We start from the raw sequence: 15,240 nt of genomic DNA, 5'->3' as shown, positions 1-15,240 counted from the left end.
ATATCGAACCGGCATGGCTGGGCCTGATGGGCATATCCAGCAGGGTTGGCCCGGCCGTGTCTACGCGAGGCGGGGACTGGGCCCAGGGATTAGGGCTTGACGGTGTAGCCGGCTGTCGTGACGGCGGCGACAACATCGTCGTCGGTGAAGTTTTCACCCGTGACGGTCACCTGCCCGGTATCCACGGTGGCCTCCACCATGGTCACACCGGCGACCTCGCCGATCTCCTCCTCCACGGAGGACTTGCAGTGTCCGCAGGTCATGCCTTCGATGATGTACTTCTTTGTTACGGCGCTCATCAGATGATCCTTTCCTTGATGTCCTGAAGGGCAGGAGTGGAGATGCCCAACAACCTTCAACCTATACCCATGGGGGGTATCAGTCAAGGAGGTGTCTGCCCCTAAGCGTCCCGTTCGGCGGGCAGGACTTCCGGAACGGCCGCGATCGTTGCTGCACTTCTTGTACAAAATGTACGTTAAAGGGTATGGGCATCACGGTCACCCTCAGTCAGTTCCGCAGCGAACAAAGCCACTATCTTGATGCCGCCCAAGGTGAACCGGTCACCATCTCCAGTCGCGGGCCCCGCCGCCGGGCGGTGGTGGTCTCCCCGGACTTCTACGACCGGGCGGTTCAGGCGCTGGAGGATGGCGAGGATATCCGTGCCGCAGCGGCTACCCGTCAGGAGGCGGGCGGTGTCTCCCACAAGGAGTTCACGTCCGACCCCAAACTGGACTGACCTGCCTGTCCATACCTGTGCCGCGGTATCTGATCATCGATAAGCTTTCAACTGCGACAGCCCTTCGCACGCTGGCCCGGCAATGGCAGCAGTGATTGCCACCGCCATCGACGCCCTGGCCCACGTTCCGCCGTCTCGGCGGAGTGGAAAAGTTGCGGGGCGACGACGGGGAGTGCTGTAGCTGGGTAGTCCACGGCCGTCAATGACGGTGAGCTGATCAGCGTCTCGGTTCCAAGCCCCGGCCGAGGTCGAGGCTCCGGTCTCCCCGGAGGCTGCCACCGTCGAGGTGGATTTAGCCACCAACGACACGGCCCTGTCCTCGAGTGGGACGCAGGCCGCACCGCAGATTCTCGCGATCTCCGAATTCAAGCCGGTCGCCAACATCGACGAGCAGCTGGACAAGGCCATCCAGTACAACGCCGAGCGGGCCGAGAAGGAGCGCGCTGCCCGCGCGCCCTCGGTGGTCAAGCCCGCTGAAGGCACCTTCACCTCCGGTTCCGGCGTGCACTGCGGAACCCTCCCCGCGGGTATCGACATCGCCAACGTCGTAGGTACCCCGATCCTCGCGGCGATGGGCGGCACTGTCATTGACTCCGGCCCGGCCTCCGGTTTCGGGCAGTGGATCCGCATCCAGCACGATAATGGCTCGATTGCCGTCTCCGGTCATATGGAGACTTTCGACGTGACCGTTGGAAAACGCGTCACCGCTGGTCAGAGGATCGCTGGCATGGGCAACCGGGGGTTTTCCACCGGCTCTCACCTGCACCTCGAGCGTTACCCGACTGGCAGCGGGGCGGTCGACCCGTTGCCCTGGTTCGCCGAGCACGGCGTCACCTTCTAACCTTCCCGCACTCACCAGGACCGGCCCCGACACCGGAACCGGCGACAGTGACTGGGCGTGAGGCACCCGCCTCAGACCGCAGAGACGCTTCTCACTCATCGCCGACACAGCCCGGACTTGATAGCTTCTCCAGGCAGGCCAGACCGGGGCACAGGGGAGGCAGTCCGTGCTCGTCATATATGGGGGCGGCGAGCGTCCCGCCAACGAGGAGCAGGTGCCGTAATCCACGTTTAGTGGGATATTCCCGTAACCTGCCTTCTCCTGCGCCAGCTGACGAGGCCGGTAACCGCAGGCCATGCAAGAGCCAGCATCGCGAGAACCAACAGGGGTGTATCCCCCATGCGCGCATACGGCATCAAACCAGTATGAAGGGGAACGGTTGCCGTCAGCAGTTCGTTCGTGCCCAGGCCACTGAGTTGTGAGACTATGCCGTCGGGCTGGATAACTGCGGAGTATCCGGTGGGGGCAGCCTGGAGAACGGTGCGGCCAAACTCGCGGGCACGCATCCGGGATGCGGCCACTTCAATTGCAGGTACTTCCTCGGTCACAAAAGACGCGGCGTTGGTCGGTGCGAGGAGTAGCTGCCCACCATTGCGAACGGCATCGGCGACCCGGTCGGCGAAGAAGACCTCATAAGAAATGACGATCCCCAATCGTGGTGTCCCGCTGGGATCGAGCACCGCCGGTCCCTCTCCGGCAATGGCGTCGCGGGGGATGAACCGTGCGTCCTCGCTGAGTCGTTCAATCAGATTGCGCATAGGGATGTACTCGCCGAACGGCACACGATGATGCTTCTCATAGCGTCCTAACCGGGTCCCGTCCGGCCCCCACACTATGGATGCGTTCCTGAAATGTTGATCCTCAGATTCGGTAATTCCGACGACGATGTTCGTGTCGAGTTGCCTGGCCAGTTCAGCGAAAGCTGCATCAACGCGCGTCCCGTCGATTGAGCCGTCGATATTGACGACGTTTTCGGGCAGCAGAACCAGATCAGGGTCCCCGGTGATATCGTCGGCAGCCTGTAGGTGCCGGCGGGTCGTATCAAACGGATCGGTATTGACCGCGCGAAGCCCACGGGGCCTCCACCCTGCACGAGCACGACGTCAAGGCTGCCTTCTGCCGTATCATCTACGATCGTTGACGCGAACGCCGGTACCGCGAGTACCACGACCACTGCGACCACGGATGCTGCACGGGCTCGTCTCGGCCCGAAGATGACAGCGGTAACAACGGCCCCCGCAACTGCGGCCAACGCGGTCACCAGGAGAGTCCCTCCCAGGGGCGCTGCCGCCATGAAAGGACCATCGGTCTGGCTGTATCCGAAAGCGGACAACGGGAAACCGCCGAACGGGAACCGGTGCTGCACAGCCTCCAATAACACCAGGGCCGCAGGGGTGAGCAGCCACCAGCCCGACCAGCGGCTGCGAAAAGCCGCCTCGTTAGACGATACCGCGGCAACCAGCATTAACAGTAGCGCCTGAACGGCAACAACAGCAGCATACCCGGCAGTGTTGAAGTCGGTGAGCCAGCGCAGAGCAAGAGCGTAGTGCGCCACAGATACGCAGCCGCTGGGAAATATGTACGAGTACATCTCCATGATCTGCGTGGACAAGCTGCAGGTTATCGACTTCCGCCCGACACGGTGCACACCACTGGCCCCAAGCGTTGAGGACGACGACCTCGCCTTCAAAAACAGACAGGCTGATCTCCTCACCCTCCTCCATCAGCGACGGGCCGGAGAAGTCCGGCAGCGGGGCACGTTCCTCCTCTGCGTAGATAATCTCGGTTTTCCGGGGCGGTGGGGAAGAAGACGGTGTTCTGGTTGTCCCGGAGGACCACAACACCGAGGAAGGTCATCGTGCTGCGCGGTGGGTGGTCTGCAGCGTCCCAGCTCACCCCAGCGACCGACCATGGTGTGGGGTTAGGCGTACCGCAGGGAACTCATCATCCCGGTTTCCTGGTGATAAGCGTTGTGGCAGTGAAATGCCCACTCACCGGGGTTGTCAGCGATCAGGTCGGCGATCATGGTTTCACCGTGGCGGAGAAGGACAGTGTCCTTGCGTAGCCCGTCGCTGCCGGGTAGCGCCCACGTGTGGCCGTGGATGTGCATGGGATGGGGCATCATGGTCCTGTTGCGCATGACCATCCGCAGGCGCTGGCCCTCCTCCACGGTCGCGGAGGAGGATTGGCCGTCGGTGAGAATGCTCCATTCATACGGCATCATCTGCCCGCCCAGGTCGATGCTGACTTCTCGGTCTGGTGTGCCCTCGGGCAGGAGTGCACGGTCTGCTGGCTTCAGGGAGGACAGAAGCAGTCCGGTGGACGACAACTCGGGGAAGTCGACATCGGGGCGGGGGGCCTGGCCGCCGGCGGTGCGGATGACGGCGAAGGCGCGGTCGTCCTTACCCACCGCCAAAGCCGTGAGCGGGAAGATGCCGTCGCCGAGGATAACCTCGACGTCGACACGCTCGCCCATCGACAGGTAGATCGATTCGGTCTCCCGGGGCTGGACAGGGAAGCCGTCGGTGTGGGTGACGGTCATGCGGTGACCACCGAGGGCCACCTTGAAGATGGTGTCACCGCCGGAGTTGATAAACCGCAGGCGGGCCTTGTCGCCCGGGCGAGCCTCGAAGGTCCGGTGAGCACGGGAGATACGTCCGTTGATGAGGTAGTGCGGATACATCACATCGCCGGCATCCCCGCCCAGTACCCGGTCCGGGGTGCCGTGCATCATCTGGCCGTGACCTCCCATTCCGTTATGGTCGCCCGAACCCATTCCGGTGAGCTTGTCGAGCTCATCGTCGGGAGTGCCCTGAATGCCATCGACCCAGTCGTCGAGCACGATGGTCCACTCGACATCCTGGTCCTCAGCGTCTTGCGGGTCACGGATGATCAGTGGGGCGTGGAGGCTGCGATCAAGCTGCAGGCCGGTGTGGGAATGGTAGAAGTAGGTGCCACCGTGGGGGACTTCAAAAACATAGGAGAAAGACTCGCCAGGTTCAATGGGGTCCTGGGTCATGCCGGGCACACCGTCGGCTGCGTTGTGGAGTGCGATGCCATGCCAGTGGATGGAGGTGCTCTCAGGCAGTTCATTGGTGATATCGACCTGGAGGACGTCGCCGGCGGTGGCCTCAATGGCCGCATCCCCGGTGTCAGAGACGTATCCCCACGTCTTGGCTTCGATGCCACCGATATCCAGGGAGAGGGGCCGCGCGGTTAGTGTCCGGCGCACCGTCGGCTCACCGAGCGCAGTGGGGGTGGGAGTGGGGCGAAGGGAGGGACCTGGTGCCGGGGCAGCGGGTCCAGGGTCGCTGGTGCAGGCGGCCACGGCCCCGGTGCTGGCGAGGACGAGCCCGCCGAGCAGAAACTGTCGTCGGGAAAACGCGTTCGTCATGATTTAACCTTCCTTGGTGCAAGATTTCAGTGGCACGGGAGACAGGCGCAGGTGAGGATCCTGCTGAGCCATCACGTCAGGCGCAGGTCTGTGACACAGGTGGCACCGTCGTCGGTGGTGGAAAACTCCGTGGTGCCGGTACGCCCCTGGTAGCTGACCTCAATCAGGCCGGTGACATCATCGGGAAGCCAGAAGCCAATAAACCCGTTGTCGAAGGTGGTTGTCGCCTCGTCCACCAGCACCTCACCGGTCGCCTCATCGGTGATCGTGACCTGGATATCCTCATTGTCGAGTTCCCCCTGGCAGGTCGTGAGGCTGTGGTAGAAGCAGTCGTGGGTGGAGGTGAGATAGGGTGCGATCGAGACATACGTCTGATTGTCGGGAAGATCGAGCGCAACTTCCTGGTCATCGCTCGAGAGCAGCAGTTCATCGTTACGCACTGAGGCGATCAGATCCGTGGGACGCTCAGTGACCTTCTGCCGGTCGAGGTGATCAATGATCTCCACCGCGTCCATGTCGGCCAGGCCATGGGTAGTCAGGAATGCATCCTGGGACACCGTCCCATCGGCGGTGGGTTCCGGGTCGGCGGCCGAACACCCCGTGAGGGCGAGGGCAAGGGCGGCGGCTGCGATCGCTGCTCGTTTCACGTCAATCTCCTTGGATCGTGGTAGGGCCATGAGAAGACACCGCCTCAAGGTCGATGCCATACCTTTATCTAGCACGGGTGCCTAACGGACTAGAATTCAAAAACCCTGCTCAAAGCCTTATAACAGGGCGAAAAGGGAGTGAATTCGGTGGGCTGGGTCACCACCGGAACACCACCCCACAGCCGTGGGCGATGTCCTTCCACCCACCCCGGGTATGCGGTGCAGGCAGTGAAATCCCTGGTGGCGCCTGCTGAACCGACCAGGGGAGGCGATGCCGCCGGCCCGGGGTGGGACACAGGGGTGACGGCGCTCGAAGGTTGATGTTTGAAGATTTGATGAAGATTCCCCGCCGGGCACTGAGCGAAGGTGGTATTCCCCCTGCCCGGAGCGATACTGGGGTCTATGGCTGACCACACACCGACCACCGCCACGCCCCCGGGGCGGGTGCTGGTCGTCGATGATGAACAACCCCTGGCTCAGATGGTGGCCTCCTACCTCATCCGGGCCGGCTTCGATACCCGCCAGGCGCACACCGGCACCCAGGCCGTGGACGAGGCCCGTCACTTTTCCCCCGATGTTGTGGTGCTGGATCTGGGGCTGCCCGAACTCGACGGCCTGGAGGTATGCCGACGGATCCGCACCTTCTCGGACTGCTACATCCTCATGCTCACCGCGCGTGGCAGCGAGGACGACAAGATCAGCGGTTTGACCCTGGGGGCGGATGACTACATCACCAAACCTTTTAGCATCCGGGAACTGGTGACCCGGGTGCATGCGGTGCTGCGCCGCCCGCGCACCAGCACCACCCCACCGCAGGTGACCACCCCCTTGATCGTTGGTGACCTCATCCTTGACCCCGTCGCCCATCAGGTGCGGGTGGGGGAGACGACCGTGGAGCTCACTCGCACGGAGTTCGAGCTGCTGGTTGCCCTGGCCCTGCGCCCCGGCCAGGTGCTGACCCGCCACGACCTGGTCACCGAGGTCTGGGACACCACCTGGGTCGGTGATGAACGCATCGTCGATGTCCACATCGGCAACTTGCGTCGCAAGCTCGGCACCGACACCCGGGGCCGGGGGTTTATTAACACCGTGCGTGGCGTGGGCTACCGGGTGGGGCAGCCATGAATCACGGACCCGGCCTGACCTTCCGCTTCCTGGCCGCCCAGGTGTTGGTCGTGGTGATTAGCCTGCTGGTGGCCGCGGCCGTGGCCACGGTGGTGGGCCCGACCCTGTTTCATGATCATATGTCGATGGCCGGCCGGGAGGACCCCTCGCTGGAGCTGTTCCATGCCGAGCAGGCCTACCGGGACGCCAACCTGATCACCCTGGCCGTCGCCCTGCCCACCGCCTTGATCAGCGCCCTGCTGGCTAGCCTGTGGTTATCGCGTCGCCTGCGCACCCCCCTGCAGGATCTCACCCGCGCCGCTACCAGCCTGACGGCCGGCAACTATCGTATCCGCGTGCCCGCCGGAGAAGCAGGCCCCGAGGTCACCACCCTGGCGCATGCCTTCAACTCCATGGCCGACCGGCTGGAACACACCGAACAGGTCCGCCGCCAGATGCTCTCTGATCTGGCCCACGAAATGGGCACGCCCTTATCGGTGCTCACGGTCTACCTCGATGGTCTCCAGGACGGGGTCGTGGACTGGAATAGTGCCACCCACACGATCATGGCTGACCAACTCACCCGCCTGACCCGGTTCATGGAAGACATCGACGATGTCTCCCGGGCCCAGGAACACCGGATCGATTTGGACCTGGCGGAGGAAGGGCTCGGGGATCTGCTCCATACCGCCGCTGCTGCCGCGGGGGAAGCTTATGCTGACAAAGGCGTCGATCTACAGGTCGAGACCATTACGGACACCGCCCGGGTGCTCGTGGACCGGCAACGCTTCGGCCAGGTGATGAGCAATCTCCTGTCGAACGCGCTACGGCACACCCCGGCCGGCGGGCAGGTCCGGATCAGCGTCCGCCGACAGGGGGCGTCCACCGCGCTCATCCACGTCGCCGATGACGGCGAGGGCATCCCACCTGGCCAGCTCGGACACATCTTCGAACGCTTCTACCGGGGGGATGCCGCCCGCAGCCGGGACAACGGCGGGGCCGGTATCGGTCTGACCATCTCCAAGGCATTGATCGAGGCCCACGGCGGCACTCTCACCGCCACCTCCCCCGGACCCGGTCGCGGAGCGGTGTTTGCCCTCCGCCTCCCGCTATCCCCTCCCGACAGCGAGGATGCCGCTCGGTGACCACACCCTTCCCCGCGTGAGGGCCGTGCCCTCCACCCCTTGAAAATGTACCCCCGGGGGGTATATGCTAGCGAGCGTTACCGTATCCCACCGACCCGTAGGAGCTTTCCCATGACCACCTCCCCGCCCCGCCTCTTGCCGATGGCCTCCCACGGCTGCAGCTGTTGCGGACCTGCCTCACATGCCGACACCGCCCCCATCCCTGCCGCCAGCGACTCGTCAGCAGAAGGGTCCTCCCCTAGCTACCAGGTCACCGGCCTGACCTGCGGGCACTGCGCGAAAAGCGTGACCCAGGCCCTTCAGGCCCTCCCCCAGGTCGACGATGTCCAGATTGATCTCGTTGCTGGTGGTGTTTCCACCGTCACGGTGACCGGTGTCGTACCTCCGGAGATGGTTCGCCGGGCCATCGAGGAGGCCGGCTACACCGTCTTATCCTGATCAGTTTTACCCATCATCTCGACCCCGACCGGGTTGAGCGGAAGGAACGTCATGAGCACTCCCCACCATTCCGGCGATCACCATGGTGATCACCCCGCTCCGGAAACAGACCACACCCACCCCCCGGATCGTGCCAGCCACGACAGCCGGTTTGATTACGGCGACAGTAGGTAGCCGGTTTGATTACGGCTAGTTGTTGCGGGTCGTGGTGACAACCTTGCCCTCAACGCCCGGCCAGGTGCCGGCCTCGATCATGCGGTTCTTGCGCTCCACCCAGAAGTCGGCGTTGCGGATACCCAGCGCCTCGGGGTCGAAGTGCGGGTCGATGCCGGCCTTCTTCTGGCGGCGGAAGTCCCACAGGCACTTCAGCGCCGGGACCTGCAGGAAGATGATCGCCACGATGTTGAGCCACGCGGTGGCACCCACACCGATGTCGCCGAGCGCCCAGGCGGTGCCCGGGGTGGTGGTCGCACCGATGAAGACAGCCACGAGGATCAGGGCGCGCAGGACCCAGATGATGGCCTTACGTGCACCTTCGTTCTTCACCCAGCGGTTCAGGTAGGTGAAGTTGGTCTCTGCCATGTAGTAGTACGCCAGCACCGTGGTGAAGGCGAAGAACATGATCGCCAGTGCGATGAACGACGGGCCCAAACCGGCGGAGAAGGAGTTCAGGCCTTCTTGGACGAAGCCGGGGCCGACAGGGATGCCGTCGGCAAGCGAGCCCTCGTAGATCAACGCACCGTCTTCGGACTGGCCCTCGAAGACCTTGTACATGTCGGTGGAGATGATGATGAAGGCGGTGGCGGAGCAGACGAACAGGGTGTCGATGTAGACGGCGAACGCCTGGACGAAGCCCTGCTTCGCCGGGTGGGAGACCTCGGCTGCTGCCGCGGACTGCGGTCCGGTGCCCTGGCCGGCCTCGTTGGAGTAGATGCCGCGCTTGACGCCCCACATGATGGCGGCGCCGAGCATGCCGGAGAACGCGGCTTCCTTGTCAAAGGCGGCGCGGACGATGGTGCCGAAGACTTCGGGGATCTGGGAAGCATTCGCGAACAGCACCACGATGGCGATGATGATGTAGATGCCGGCCATGAACGGCACGACCATGGAGGCGAAGTTCGCGATGCGCTTGACACCGCCGATGATGATGAAGGCGAGCAGCACAGTCATGATCGTCGCAGAAACCCAGATGTTCACGCCCCATGCATTGTCGACGGCCGCAGCCACGCCGTTGGCTTGAATACCCGGCAGGAAGTAGGACGTGGCCAGCAGCATGCACACCGCGAAGATGATGGCGTAGACCAGCATGAACGGGGCTGCGGAGGTGTGCTTGTACGCCTTCTCGATGTAGTAGGCGGGTCCGCCGCGGTACTCGCCGGTGTCGCGGTCCGTCTCTTTGTAGATCTGGGCGAGGCAGCACTCGATGAACGAGGTGGCGGAGCCGAGCAAGGCCACCAGCCACATCCAGAACACCGCGCCCGGGCCACCGAAGGCGATGGCGGTGGCCACACCGGCGATGTTGCCCACGCCGACGCGGCCGGCGAGCGAGATCATCAGGGATTGGAATGAGGAAATGCCCTGTTCAGAGCTTTCTCCGGACTTGAGTTGGCGGATCATGTCCGGCAGGCAGCGGATCTGCAGGAACAGGGTGGCGAGCGTGAAGTACGCGCCTGCGCCGAGGCACAGATAGACGAGAGCGTTGGACCAAATCACACCGTTGAGGGTGTCGATAAAACCTTCCACGGGACCCTCCTAAAGGGGTATGTGCTGGGAGTTTTTTCGGGAAACCTTGCAGGTATCTAGCAAACATAGGCCATCCGCTTGTGCTTTGCGTCACTTTTTGTGTAAAAATTATGCGCCGACACCGAAAACATTCCGTTCTGCGTGATATCCGCAGGGTTTTGCGGTGCTGAACGCAACAGATGGAAGGACACAATGAACGAGACTGCGAAGCCGGTGCACTCCCGGCGCAGGTTTTCCCCCGCATGGCCGGTGAAGAACTTGCCTGCGGGTGCAGAGGCGCTCATCCCGGAGCTGGACAACCCCCGCTTCGAGGGCATTGAGGACCCCACCGACAACACCGAAAGCATTACCGGCACGGAGCAGCCCGGTCAGCGAAGCACCGCACCAGAGACTGACCCGAAGCCGAAGGCGGTGTGGCGCTTTTTCCTCTACAGCGCCATCGGCATCTTCGCGTTCTTCGTGCCGTTTACCATCGGCGATTCCAAGTCCACGATTCTGTTGGACCACATCGTCAGCTGGATCACCACCACGCTCGGGGAAGGCACCCGCTACCTGGCGTTGTTCGCCATCATCGCGGGCACGGTCTATCAGTTCGTTTCCGGGCGCTGGAAAGAGGACTACCCGCGCATGGCCTTCGCGGCGCTGTCGGTGCTGGCGATTGTGTTGTGCGCGATGCTCACCTTCGGCTTCGGCCCGGCGTGGCTGTTCAACCCGGATATCGGCCCGTTCATCCTGGACAAGCTGGTCATCTCGGTGGGCCTGCTCATCCCGGTCGGCGCGATCTTCCTCGGCCTGCTGGTTGGCTTCGGTCTAATGGAGTTCATCGGCGTGATGGTGCAGCCGATCATGCGGCCGGTGTTCCGCACCCCGGGCAAGTCTGCGGTGGATGCGGTGGCGTCGTTTTTGGGCTCCTACTCGCTGGGCCTGCTGATCACGGACCGCATGTACAAAAACGGCAGCTACAACGGCCGTGAGGCGTCGATTGTGGCGTCGGGATTTTCCACCGTGTCCGCCACGTTCATGGTCATCGTGGCCAAGACGCTGGACATGATGGAGCACTGGACCGCGTACTTCTTCATCACCTTCATCATCACCTTCATCGTCACCGCGATCGTGGTGCGCATCCCGCCCATTACCCGCATTCCGGAGGACTACTACCCGGGCGCCACCCCGCACCCGGAGAAGGAGATCGAGGGCAACCGTTTCAAGGCGGCGTGGCGCGAGGCGAAGATTGAGCTCAACCGCGCCGAGTCTTTGGGCAAGGTGCTGTGGGCGAACTTCCGCGACGGGTTGATCATGGCCGTGCAGGTCACCCCGGGCATCATGGCCGTGGGCACAATCGGCCTGGTACTGGCCACCTACACTCCACTGTTCAAGATTCTTGGCGTGGCGTTCTTCCCGGTGGTGTGGCTGCTGCGCCTGCCGGATCCGTGGGCGACCTCGGGCGCGCTGGCGTCGGGCCTGGCGGAGATGTTCCTGCCGGCCACGCTGTCCGCAGGTTCGGACGACATGGTGCTGAAGTTCACCATGGCTGTGGTGTGCGTGAGCCAGATCTTCTTCTTCTCGGCGATGGTGCCGGCGGTGCTGGCCACCGACATTCCGCTGAGCATCTGGAAGATGGTGCAGATCTGGTTCATCCGCGTGGTGCTCACCGTGCTGATCACGGTGCCGGTGGCGCACCTGATCTTCTAAAAAGCAGCTGCCTATCGACGCAGCTTCGCCCCGACAACCGCATCGTCAATCAGCCGCGCGGCGGCCTTGGCGGTGCGGTTGTCCACGTCGAAGTCGGGGTTGAGCTCGACGACGTCGAGAAGCGCAACGCGCCCGGTGGACGCCACAGCCGCGACCATCGCGCGCAGCGTCGCATACTCCACGCCGAAGCCGGCCGGGGCGGAAACACCCGGCGCGACCGCCGCCGGCAGCACGTCCAGATCGATGGACAGGTGGATGGGCAGGTCGCCTTCCACCGCTGCGAGGGCGCGCTCGGCGGCCTCGCGCACGGTCATTGCCGCCAGTTCGGTGTCCAGCACGGTGGTCACGCCGAGTTCGTCGGCGGTGTCGAAGAGCACCTTGGTGTTGTTGGGCTTGGAGATGCCGAAGACGCTGTAGTCGAAGTCCTCGCCCACCAGGCTGGCGATCTGCTTGAACGGGGTGCCGGAGGTGGGGCGGGTTTCGGTGCGCAGGTCGAAGTGGGCGTCGAAGTTGATCACCTGCATCGGCCCGATCGCCTCGTAGGCGCCGCGGTGGGTGGCAAAGGAGGTTTCGTGGCCGCCGCCGAGCACGACGGTCATCCCGTCGGCGCCCTGCGCCGCCACGAGGTCGCGCACCCGGTCGGACAGCTCGCGTTGGGAACCTTCGAGGTCGGTGTCTTGGGTGGTCACGGTGCCGGCGTCGAGAAGCGATGTGCTCTCGTGCACCGCGAGTGAGCCGAGCGCGGCGCGCAACGCCTCGGGGCCTTTCGCTGCGCCCTGGCGGCCGCCGTTGCGCTCGACGCCTTCGTCGGAGGCGTAGCCGATCAGGTGCACGGAGCCCTCGGTGGGCTCGGCGGCCGTGTCGATGACGCTGTGCCAGCGGGCGTGCTCAGGGCCGGGGCCGTCGTTGCGGCCGGTCCAGTTGGAAGCGGGGGTGAAAAGCGATGCAGTTACAGTGTTCATGCCCTCCGAGGGTAGCGCCGTGGGCATACTAAGTGCGATGACTAAGCCGCAGGTTCCCGCCGCGCACAATGTGTTGCGCATCCTGGCGCTGCTGTCCACCACGGACGCGCCGATTTCCGCCACCCGCATCCAGCGCGAACTGGACCTGCCGCGTTCCACCACCTACCACCTACTGCGGGAGCTGGAGGATTCCGGGTTTGTGGTGCACCTGCGCAAGCCCGGCACGTACGGGTTAGGGCTGGCGTCGTACCGCATGGCACAGGCGTACACCACGCAGCAGCCACTGGTGCGGCTGGCCACGAAGCCGTTGGCGCGGATCGCGCAGCTCGCGGGCGGTTCGGCGCACTTAACGCGCCTCGCTGGTCCGGAGATTGTGTACCTGCACGAGGTGCGCGCCCCCGGTGCAGTGTCGCTGGTCACGGAAGTGGGCGTGCGTTTGCCGTCGTTGAAGACCGCCTCGGGGCGCATCATGCTTGCGCAGCTGCCTGAGGCGGAGCTGCGCGCCGCGTACAACTCCTCGGGCGAGCGCCGCCGCTACAGCGAGGTCAAAGAGGAGCTTTCTGCTTATCGACGCCAAGGGTTCGCCACCGAGCACGAAGCCATCTCGCGCGGCCAGGAGTCCGTGGCGGTGGCAGTGCTGGACCACCTTTCGCGCCCAGCGGCAGCGCTCGCGGTGACCTTCGCCGTGGGCAGCGCGGACACGCAGCAGCTGGTCAACGCGCTGCACGCAGCCACAGAAGGGCTGCGGGCACAGTTCTTCGGAAACGTGTGATCGGACACACTTGTTTGGACTACTATCACGTCCATGACACACACAGTTTCAGTTGGAATTGGGGCCCTGTCCATCGAGGACGTTGTGGCCGTCGCCCGCCACGGAGCCGAGGTCGCCATCGACCCGGTGGCCCTTGATGAGATCGCCGCGACCCGCAAGCGCGTCGAAGAGCTCGCCGCGGATCCCACCCCGGTCTACGGCGTCTCCACCGGCTTCGGTGCGTTGGCCACCAAGCACATCCCGGAGGACATGCGCGCCCAGCTGCAGGTCTCGTTGGTCCGCTCCCACGCCGCGGGTACCGGCCCTGAGGTCGAAGAAGAGGTCATCCGCGCGCTGATGCTGCTGCGCCTGTCCACACTGTGCACCGGCCGCACCGGCGTGCGCCCCGTGGTCGCAGAAACCTACGCCGCCGCGCTCAACGCCGGCATCACCCCGGTGGTGCGCGAGTACGGCTCACTCGGCTGCTCCGGCGACCTGGCGCCGCTGGCACACTGCGCGCTGGCGCTGCTCGGCGAGGGCGAGGTCCGCGTGCGCGGCGGCGAGATCATGTCGGCGGCTGAGGCGCTTTCGACTGCCGGCATCGAGCCGCTGGTGCTGCGCGAAAAGGAGGGCCTGGCGCTGATCAACGGCACCGACGGCATGCTCGGCATGCTGTGCCTGGCCATCGCGGATCTGCGTGAGGCCGCCAAGGTCTCCGACATCGCCACCGCCATGAGCGTCGAGGGCCTGACAGGCACCCTGTCCGTCTTCGACGAGGACTTGCAGGAGCTGCGCCCCCACCCTGGCCAGGCGGATTCCGCCTACAACATCCGCACCGTCGCCGCCGGCTCGCCGATCCTCGACGCAGCCCTGGACGGCTTCAAGGCCAACGAGGTCCAGGACGCCTACTCCGTCCGCTGCACCCCGCAGGTCGCTGGCGGCTTCCGCGACACGCTGGCCCACGTCACCACCGTGGCCAACCGGGAGCTCGCCGCCGCCAACGACAACCCCGTGGTGGCCAAGGACGGCCGCGTGGCCTCCAACGGCAATTTCCACGGCGCGCCTGTGGCTTACGTGTTGGACTTTTTGGCGATTGTGGTGGCGGACTTGGCGTCGATTAGCGAGCGGCGCACCGACCGCTTCCTCGACCCTGCCCGCAACCGCGGCCTCAACGCCTTCCTCGCCGGCGACCCGGGTGTGGACTCCGGCCACATGATCGCGCAGTACGCGCAGGCCGGCATCGTCGGCGAGCTCAAGCGCAACGCCGTGCCGGCTTCCGCCGACTCGATCCCGTCCTCGGCGATGCAAGAAGACCATGTCTCTTTGGGATGGTCCGCCGGCCGCAAGCTGCGCCGCAGCATCGACGGCCTGCAGCGCGTGCTCGCGGTGGAGATCCTCACCGCCGCCCGCGCGCTGGACATGCGCGACGGCGAGCCCTCCGCCGGCACCGGTGCGGCCGTGTCTGCGCTGCGCAAACTTGTCGACGGCCCCGGCACCGACCGCTACCTCTCCCCCGAAATCGAGCACTCCGTGCAGCTGGTCAAGGGCGGCGACTACGTCGAAGCCGTCGAAGCCGCGGTGGGCCAGCTGCGGTAGGCGGTCTGGGCTCGCCCCGGTGGCCTGCCCGCCGCGCCCGGTCGCAGGCCCCCGGGCAATGTATTCACTCACCCGTGAATACATCCGGCGATCGGTTTTCCTGACCTGGGCAAAGTGAACAAATTGCCCGCCCACCAGGGGGTTTGTTCACTCGGGGGGTCTGCGGACTTCCTGTGAACCACTCGTTGCCG

At 64.6% G+C, this 15,240-nt stretch carries 13 protein-coding genes and 3 pseudogenes; 8 read left to right on the top strand and 8 right to left on the bottom strand.

Annotated elements, in window-relative coordinates; genetic code table 11:
* Positions 1 to 89: 89 nt before the first annotated feature.
* Positions 90 to 299, bottom strand: a complete 210-nt coding sequence (locus HMPREF3151_RS00070; RefSeq protein ID WP_034997583.1) for a heavy-metal-associated domain-containing protein — start codon at positions 297 to 299, stop codon at positions 90 to 92.
* Positions 300 to 484: 185 nt separating this feature from the next.
* Here HMPREF3151_RS00070 and HMPREF3151_RS00065 point away from each other — a divergent pair, with 185 nt between their 5' ends.
* Together HMPREF3151_RS00065 and HMPREF3151_RS00060 are read left to right on the top strand one after the other, a co-directional pair.
* Positions 485 to 736, top strand: coding sequence for a type II toxin-antitoxin system prevent-host-death family antitoxin (locus tag HMPREF3151_RS00065; protein ID WP_070471922.1), 252 nt, complete (start codon positions 485 to 487; stop codon positions 734 to 736).
* A 241-nt stretch (positions 737 to 977) separates the two neighbouring features.
* Positions 978 to 1,577, top strand: a pseudogene (locus HMPREF3151_RS00060) (M23 family metallopeptidase); the annotation flags it as partial.
* 230 nt (positions 1,578 to 1,807) lie between these two features.
* On the opposite strand, the gene HMPREF3151_RS12150 reads toward HMPREF3151_RS00060, so the two are convergent.
* The 5 genes and pseudogenes from HMPREF3151_RS12150 to HMPREF3151_RS00045 all read right to left on the bottom strand — a co-directional run bounded on the left by HMPREF3151_RS12150 (position 1,808) and on the right by HMPREF3151_RS00045 (position 5,618).
* A complete protein-coding gene (locus HMPREF3151_RS12150; RefSeq protein ID WP_235969955.1) occupies positions 1,808 to 2,557 on the bottom strand; it encodes an apolipoprotein N-acyltransferase in 750 nt (249 codons plus the stop codon).
* Positions 2,558 to 2,868: 311 nt separating this feature from the next.
* Positions 2,869 to 3,168 (bottom strand): annotated as a pseudogene (locus HMPREF3151_RS12145) (apolipoprotein N-acyltransferase); the annotation flags it as partial.
* Between the two features lie 16 nt (positions 3,169 to 3,184).
* Positions 3,185 to 3,421, bottom strand: a pseudogene (locus HMPREF3151_RS11450) (TlpA family protein disulfide reductase); the annotation flags it as partial.
* Between the two features lie 77 nt (positions 3,422 to 3,498).
* Positions 3,499 to 4,971, bottom strand: a complete 1,473-nt coding sequence (locus tag HMPREF3151_RS00050; RefSeq protein ID WP_070471918.1) for a multicopper oxidase family protein — start codon at positions 4,969 to 4,971, stop codon at positions 3,499 to 3,501.
* Between the two features lie 71 nt (positions 4,972 to 5,042).
* Positions 5,043 to 5,618 carry a CueP family metal-binding protein gene (locus HMPREF3151_RS00045; RefSeq protein ID WP_070471916.1) on the bottom strand — a complete coding sequence of 192 codons (576 nt, stop codon included), beginning with the start codon at positions 5,616 to 5,618 and terminating at the stop codon, positions 5,043 to 5,045.
* 402 nt (positions 5,619 to 6,020) lie between these two features.
* Here HMPREF3151_RS00045 and HMPREF3151_RS00040 point away from each other — a divergent pair, with 402 nt between their 5' ends.
* From HMPREF3151_RS00040 to HMPREF3151_RS00030, 3 genes are all read left to right on the top strand, one after another.
* A complete protein-coding gene (locus tag HMPREF3151_RS00040; protein ID WP_141741239.1) occupies positions 6,021 to 6,743 on the top strand; it encodes a response regulator transcription factor in 723 nt (240 codons plus the stop codon).
* Complete coding sequence (locus HMPREF3151_RS00035) at positions 6,740 to 7,867, top strand: sensor histidine kinase (protein WP_070471914.1); 1,128 nt, start codon at positions 6,740 to 6,742, stop codon at positions 7,865 to 7,867. Before HMPREF3151_RS00040 ends, HMPREF3151_RS00035 begins: the two co-directional genes overlap by 4 nt.
* Positions 7,868 to 7,978: 111 nt before the next feature.
* A complete protein-coding gene (locus HMPREF3151_RS00030) occupies positions 7,979 to 8,305 on the top strand; it encodes a heavy-metal-associated domain-containing protein (protein ID WP_070471913.1) in 327 nt (108 codons plus the stop codon).
* Positions 8,306 to 8,494: 189 nt separating this feature from the next.
* Here the strand turns inward: HMPREF3151_RS00030 and HMPREF3151_RS00025 are convergent, their stop codons facing one another.
* Positions 8,495 to 10,048, bottom strand: a complete 1,554-nt coding sequence (locus HMPREF3151_RS00025) for an alanine/glycine:cation symporter family protein (RefSeq protein ID WP_070471912.1) — start codon at positions 10,046 to 10,048, stop codon at positions 8,495 to 8,497.
* 192 nt (positions 10,049 to 10,240) lie between these two features.
* On the opposite strand from HMPREF3151_RS00025, the gene HMPREF3151_RS00020 reads away from it, so the two are divergent.
* Positions 10,241 to 11,740 (top strand): YjiH family protein, encoded by a 1,500-nt coding sequence (locus HMPREF3151_RS00020; protein WP_083290082.1) that lies wholly within the window; start codon positions 10,241 to 10,243, stop codon positions 11,738 to 11,740.
* A gap of 11 nt (positions 11,741 to 11,751) precedes the next feature.
* Here HMPREF3151_RS00020 and hutG read toward each other — a convergent pair whose 3' ends face one another.
* Positions 11,752 to 12,702, bottom strand: a complete 951-nt coding sequence (hutG, locus tag HMPREF3151_RS00015; RefSeq protein ID WP_070471910.1) for a formimidoylglutamase — start codon at positions 12,700 to 12,702, stop codon at positions 11,752 to 11,754.
* 37 nt (positions 12,703 to 12,739) lie between these two features.
* On the opposite strand from hutG, the gene HMPREF3151_RS00010 reads away from it, so the two are divergent.
* Positions 12,740 to 13,474, top strand: coding sequence for an IclR family transcriptional regulator (locus HMPREF3151_RS00010; RefSeq protein WP_070471908.1), 735 nt, complete (start codon positions 12,740 to 12,742; stop codon positions 13,472 to 13,474).
* Positions 13,475 to 13,507: 33 nt separating this feature from the next.
* On the top strand, positions 13,508 to 15,049 hold the full coding sequence (gene hutH, locus HMPREF3151_RS00005) for a histidine ammonia-lyase (protein WP_070471906.1): 1,542 nt from the start codon (positions 13,508 to 13,510) through the stop codon (positions 15,047 to 15,049).
* Positions 15,050 to 15,240 lie beyond the last annotated feature (191 nt).

Source organism: Corynebacterium sp. HMSC05H05, assembly GCF_001807265.1.
Taxonomy (GTDB): Bacteria; Actinomycetota; Actinomycetes; order Mycobacteriales; family Mycobacteriaceae; genus Corynebacterium.
The sequence above is the reverse complement of the archived record's forward strand: the minus strand, read 5'-3'. Positions and strand labels throughout refer to the sequence as shown.

Bases quoted from the DNA above. Each gene is read 5' to 3' on its own strand.
- HMPREF3151_RS00070 (WP_034997583.1), bottom strand. From the start codon at position 299: ATGAGCGCCGTAACAAAGAAGTACATCATCGAAGGCATGACCTGCGGA.
- HMPREF3151_RS00065 (WP_070471922.1), top strand. From the start codon at position 485: ATGGGCATCACGGTCACCCTCAGTCAGTTCCGCAGCGAACAAAGCCAC.
- HMPREF3151_RS00050 (WP_070471918.1), bottom strand. From the start codon at position 4,971: ATGACGAACGCGTTTTCCCGACGACAGTTTCTGCTCGGCGGGCTCGTC.
- HMPREF3151_RS00040 (WP_141741239.1), top strand. From the start codon at position 6,021: ATGGCTGACCACACACCGACCACCGCCACGCCCCCGGGGCGGGTGCTG.
- HMPREF3151_RS00035 (WP_070471914.1), top strand. From the start codon at position 6,740: ATGAATCACGGACCCGGCCTGACCTTCCGCTTCCTGGCCGCCCAGGTG.
- HMPREF3151_RS00030 (WP_070471913.1), top strand. From the start codon at position 7,979: ATGACCACCTCCCCGCCCCGCCTCTTGCCGATGGCCTCCCACGGCTGC.
- HMPREF3151_RS00020 (WP_083290082.1), top strand. From the start codon at position 10,241: ATGAACGAGACTGCGAAGCCGGTGCACTCCCGGCGCAGGTTTTCCCCC.
- hutG (WP_070471910.1), bottom strand. From the start codon at position 12,702: ATGAACACTGTAACTGCATCGCTTTTCACCCCCGCTTCCAACTGGACC.
- HMPREF3151_RS00010 (WP_070471908.1), top strand. From the start codon at position 12,740: ATGACTAAGCCGCAGGTTCCCGCCGCGCACAATGTGTTGCGCATCCTG.
- hutH (WP_070471906.1), top strand. From the start codon at position 13,508: ATGACACACACAGTTTCAGTTGGAATTGGGGCCCTGTCCATCGAGGAC.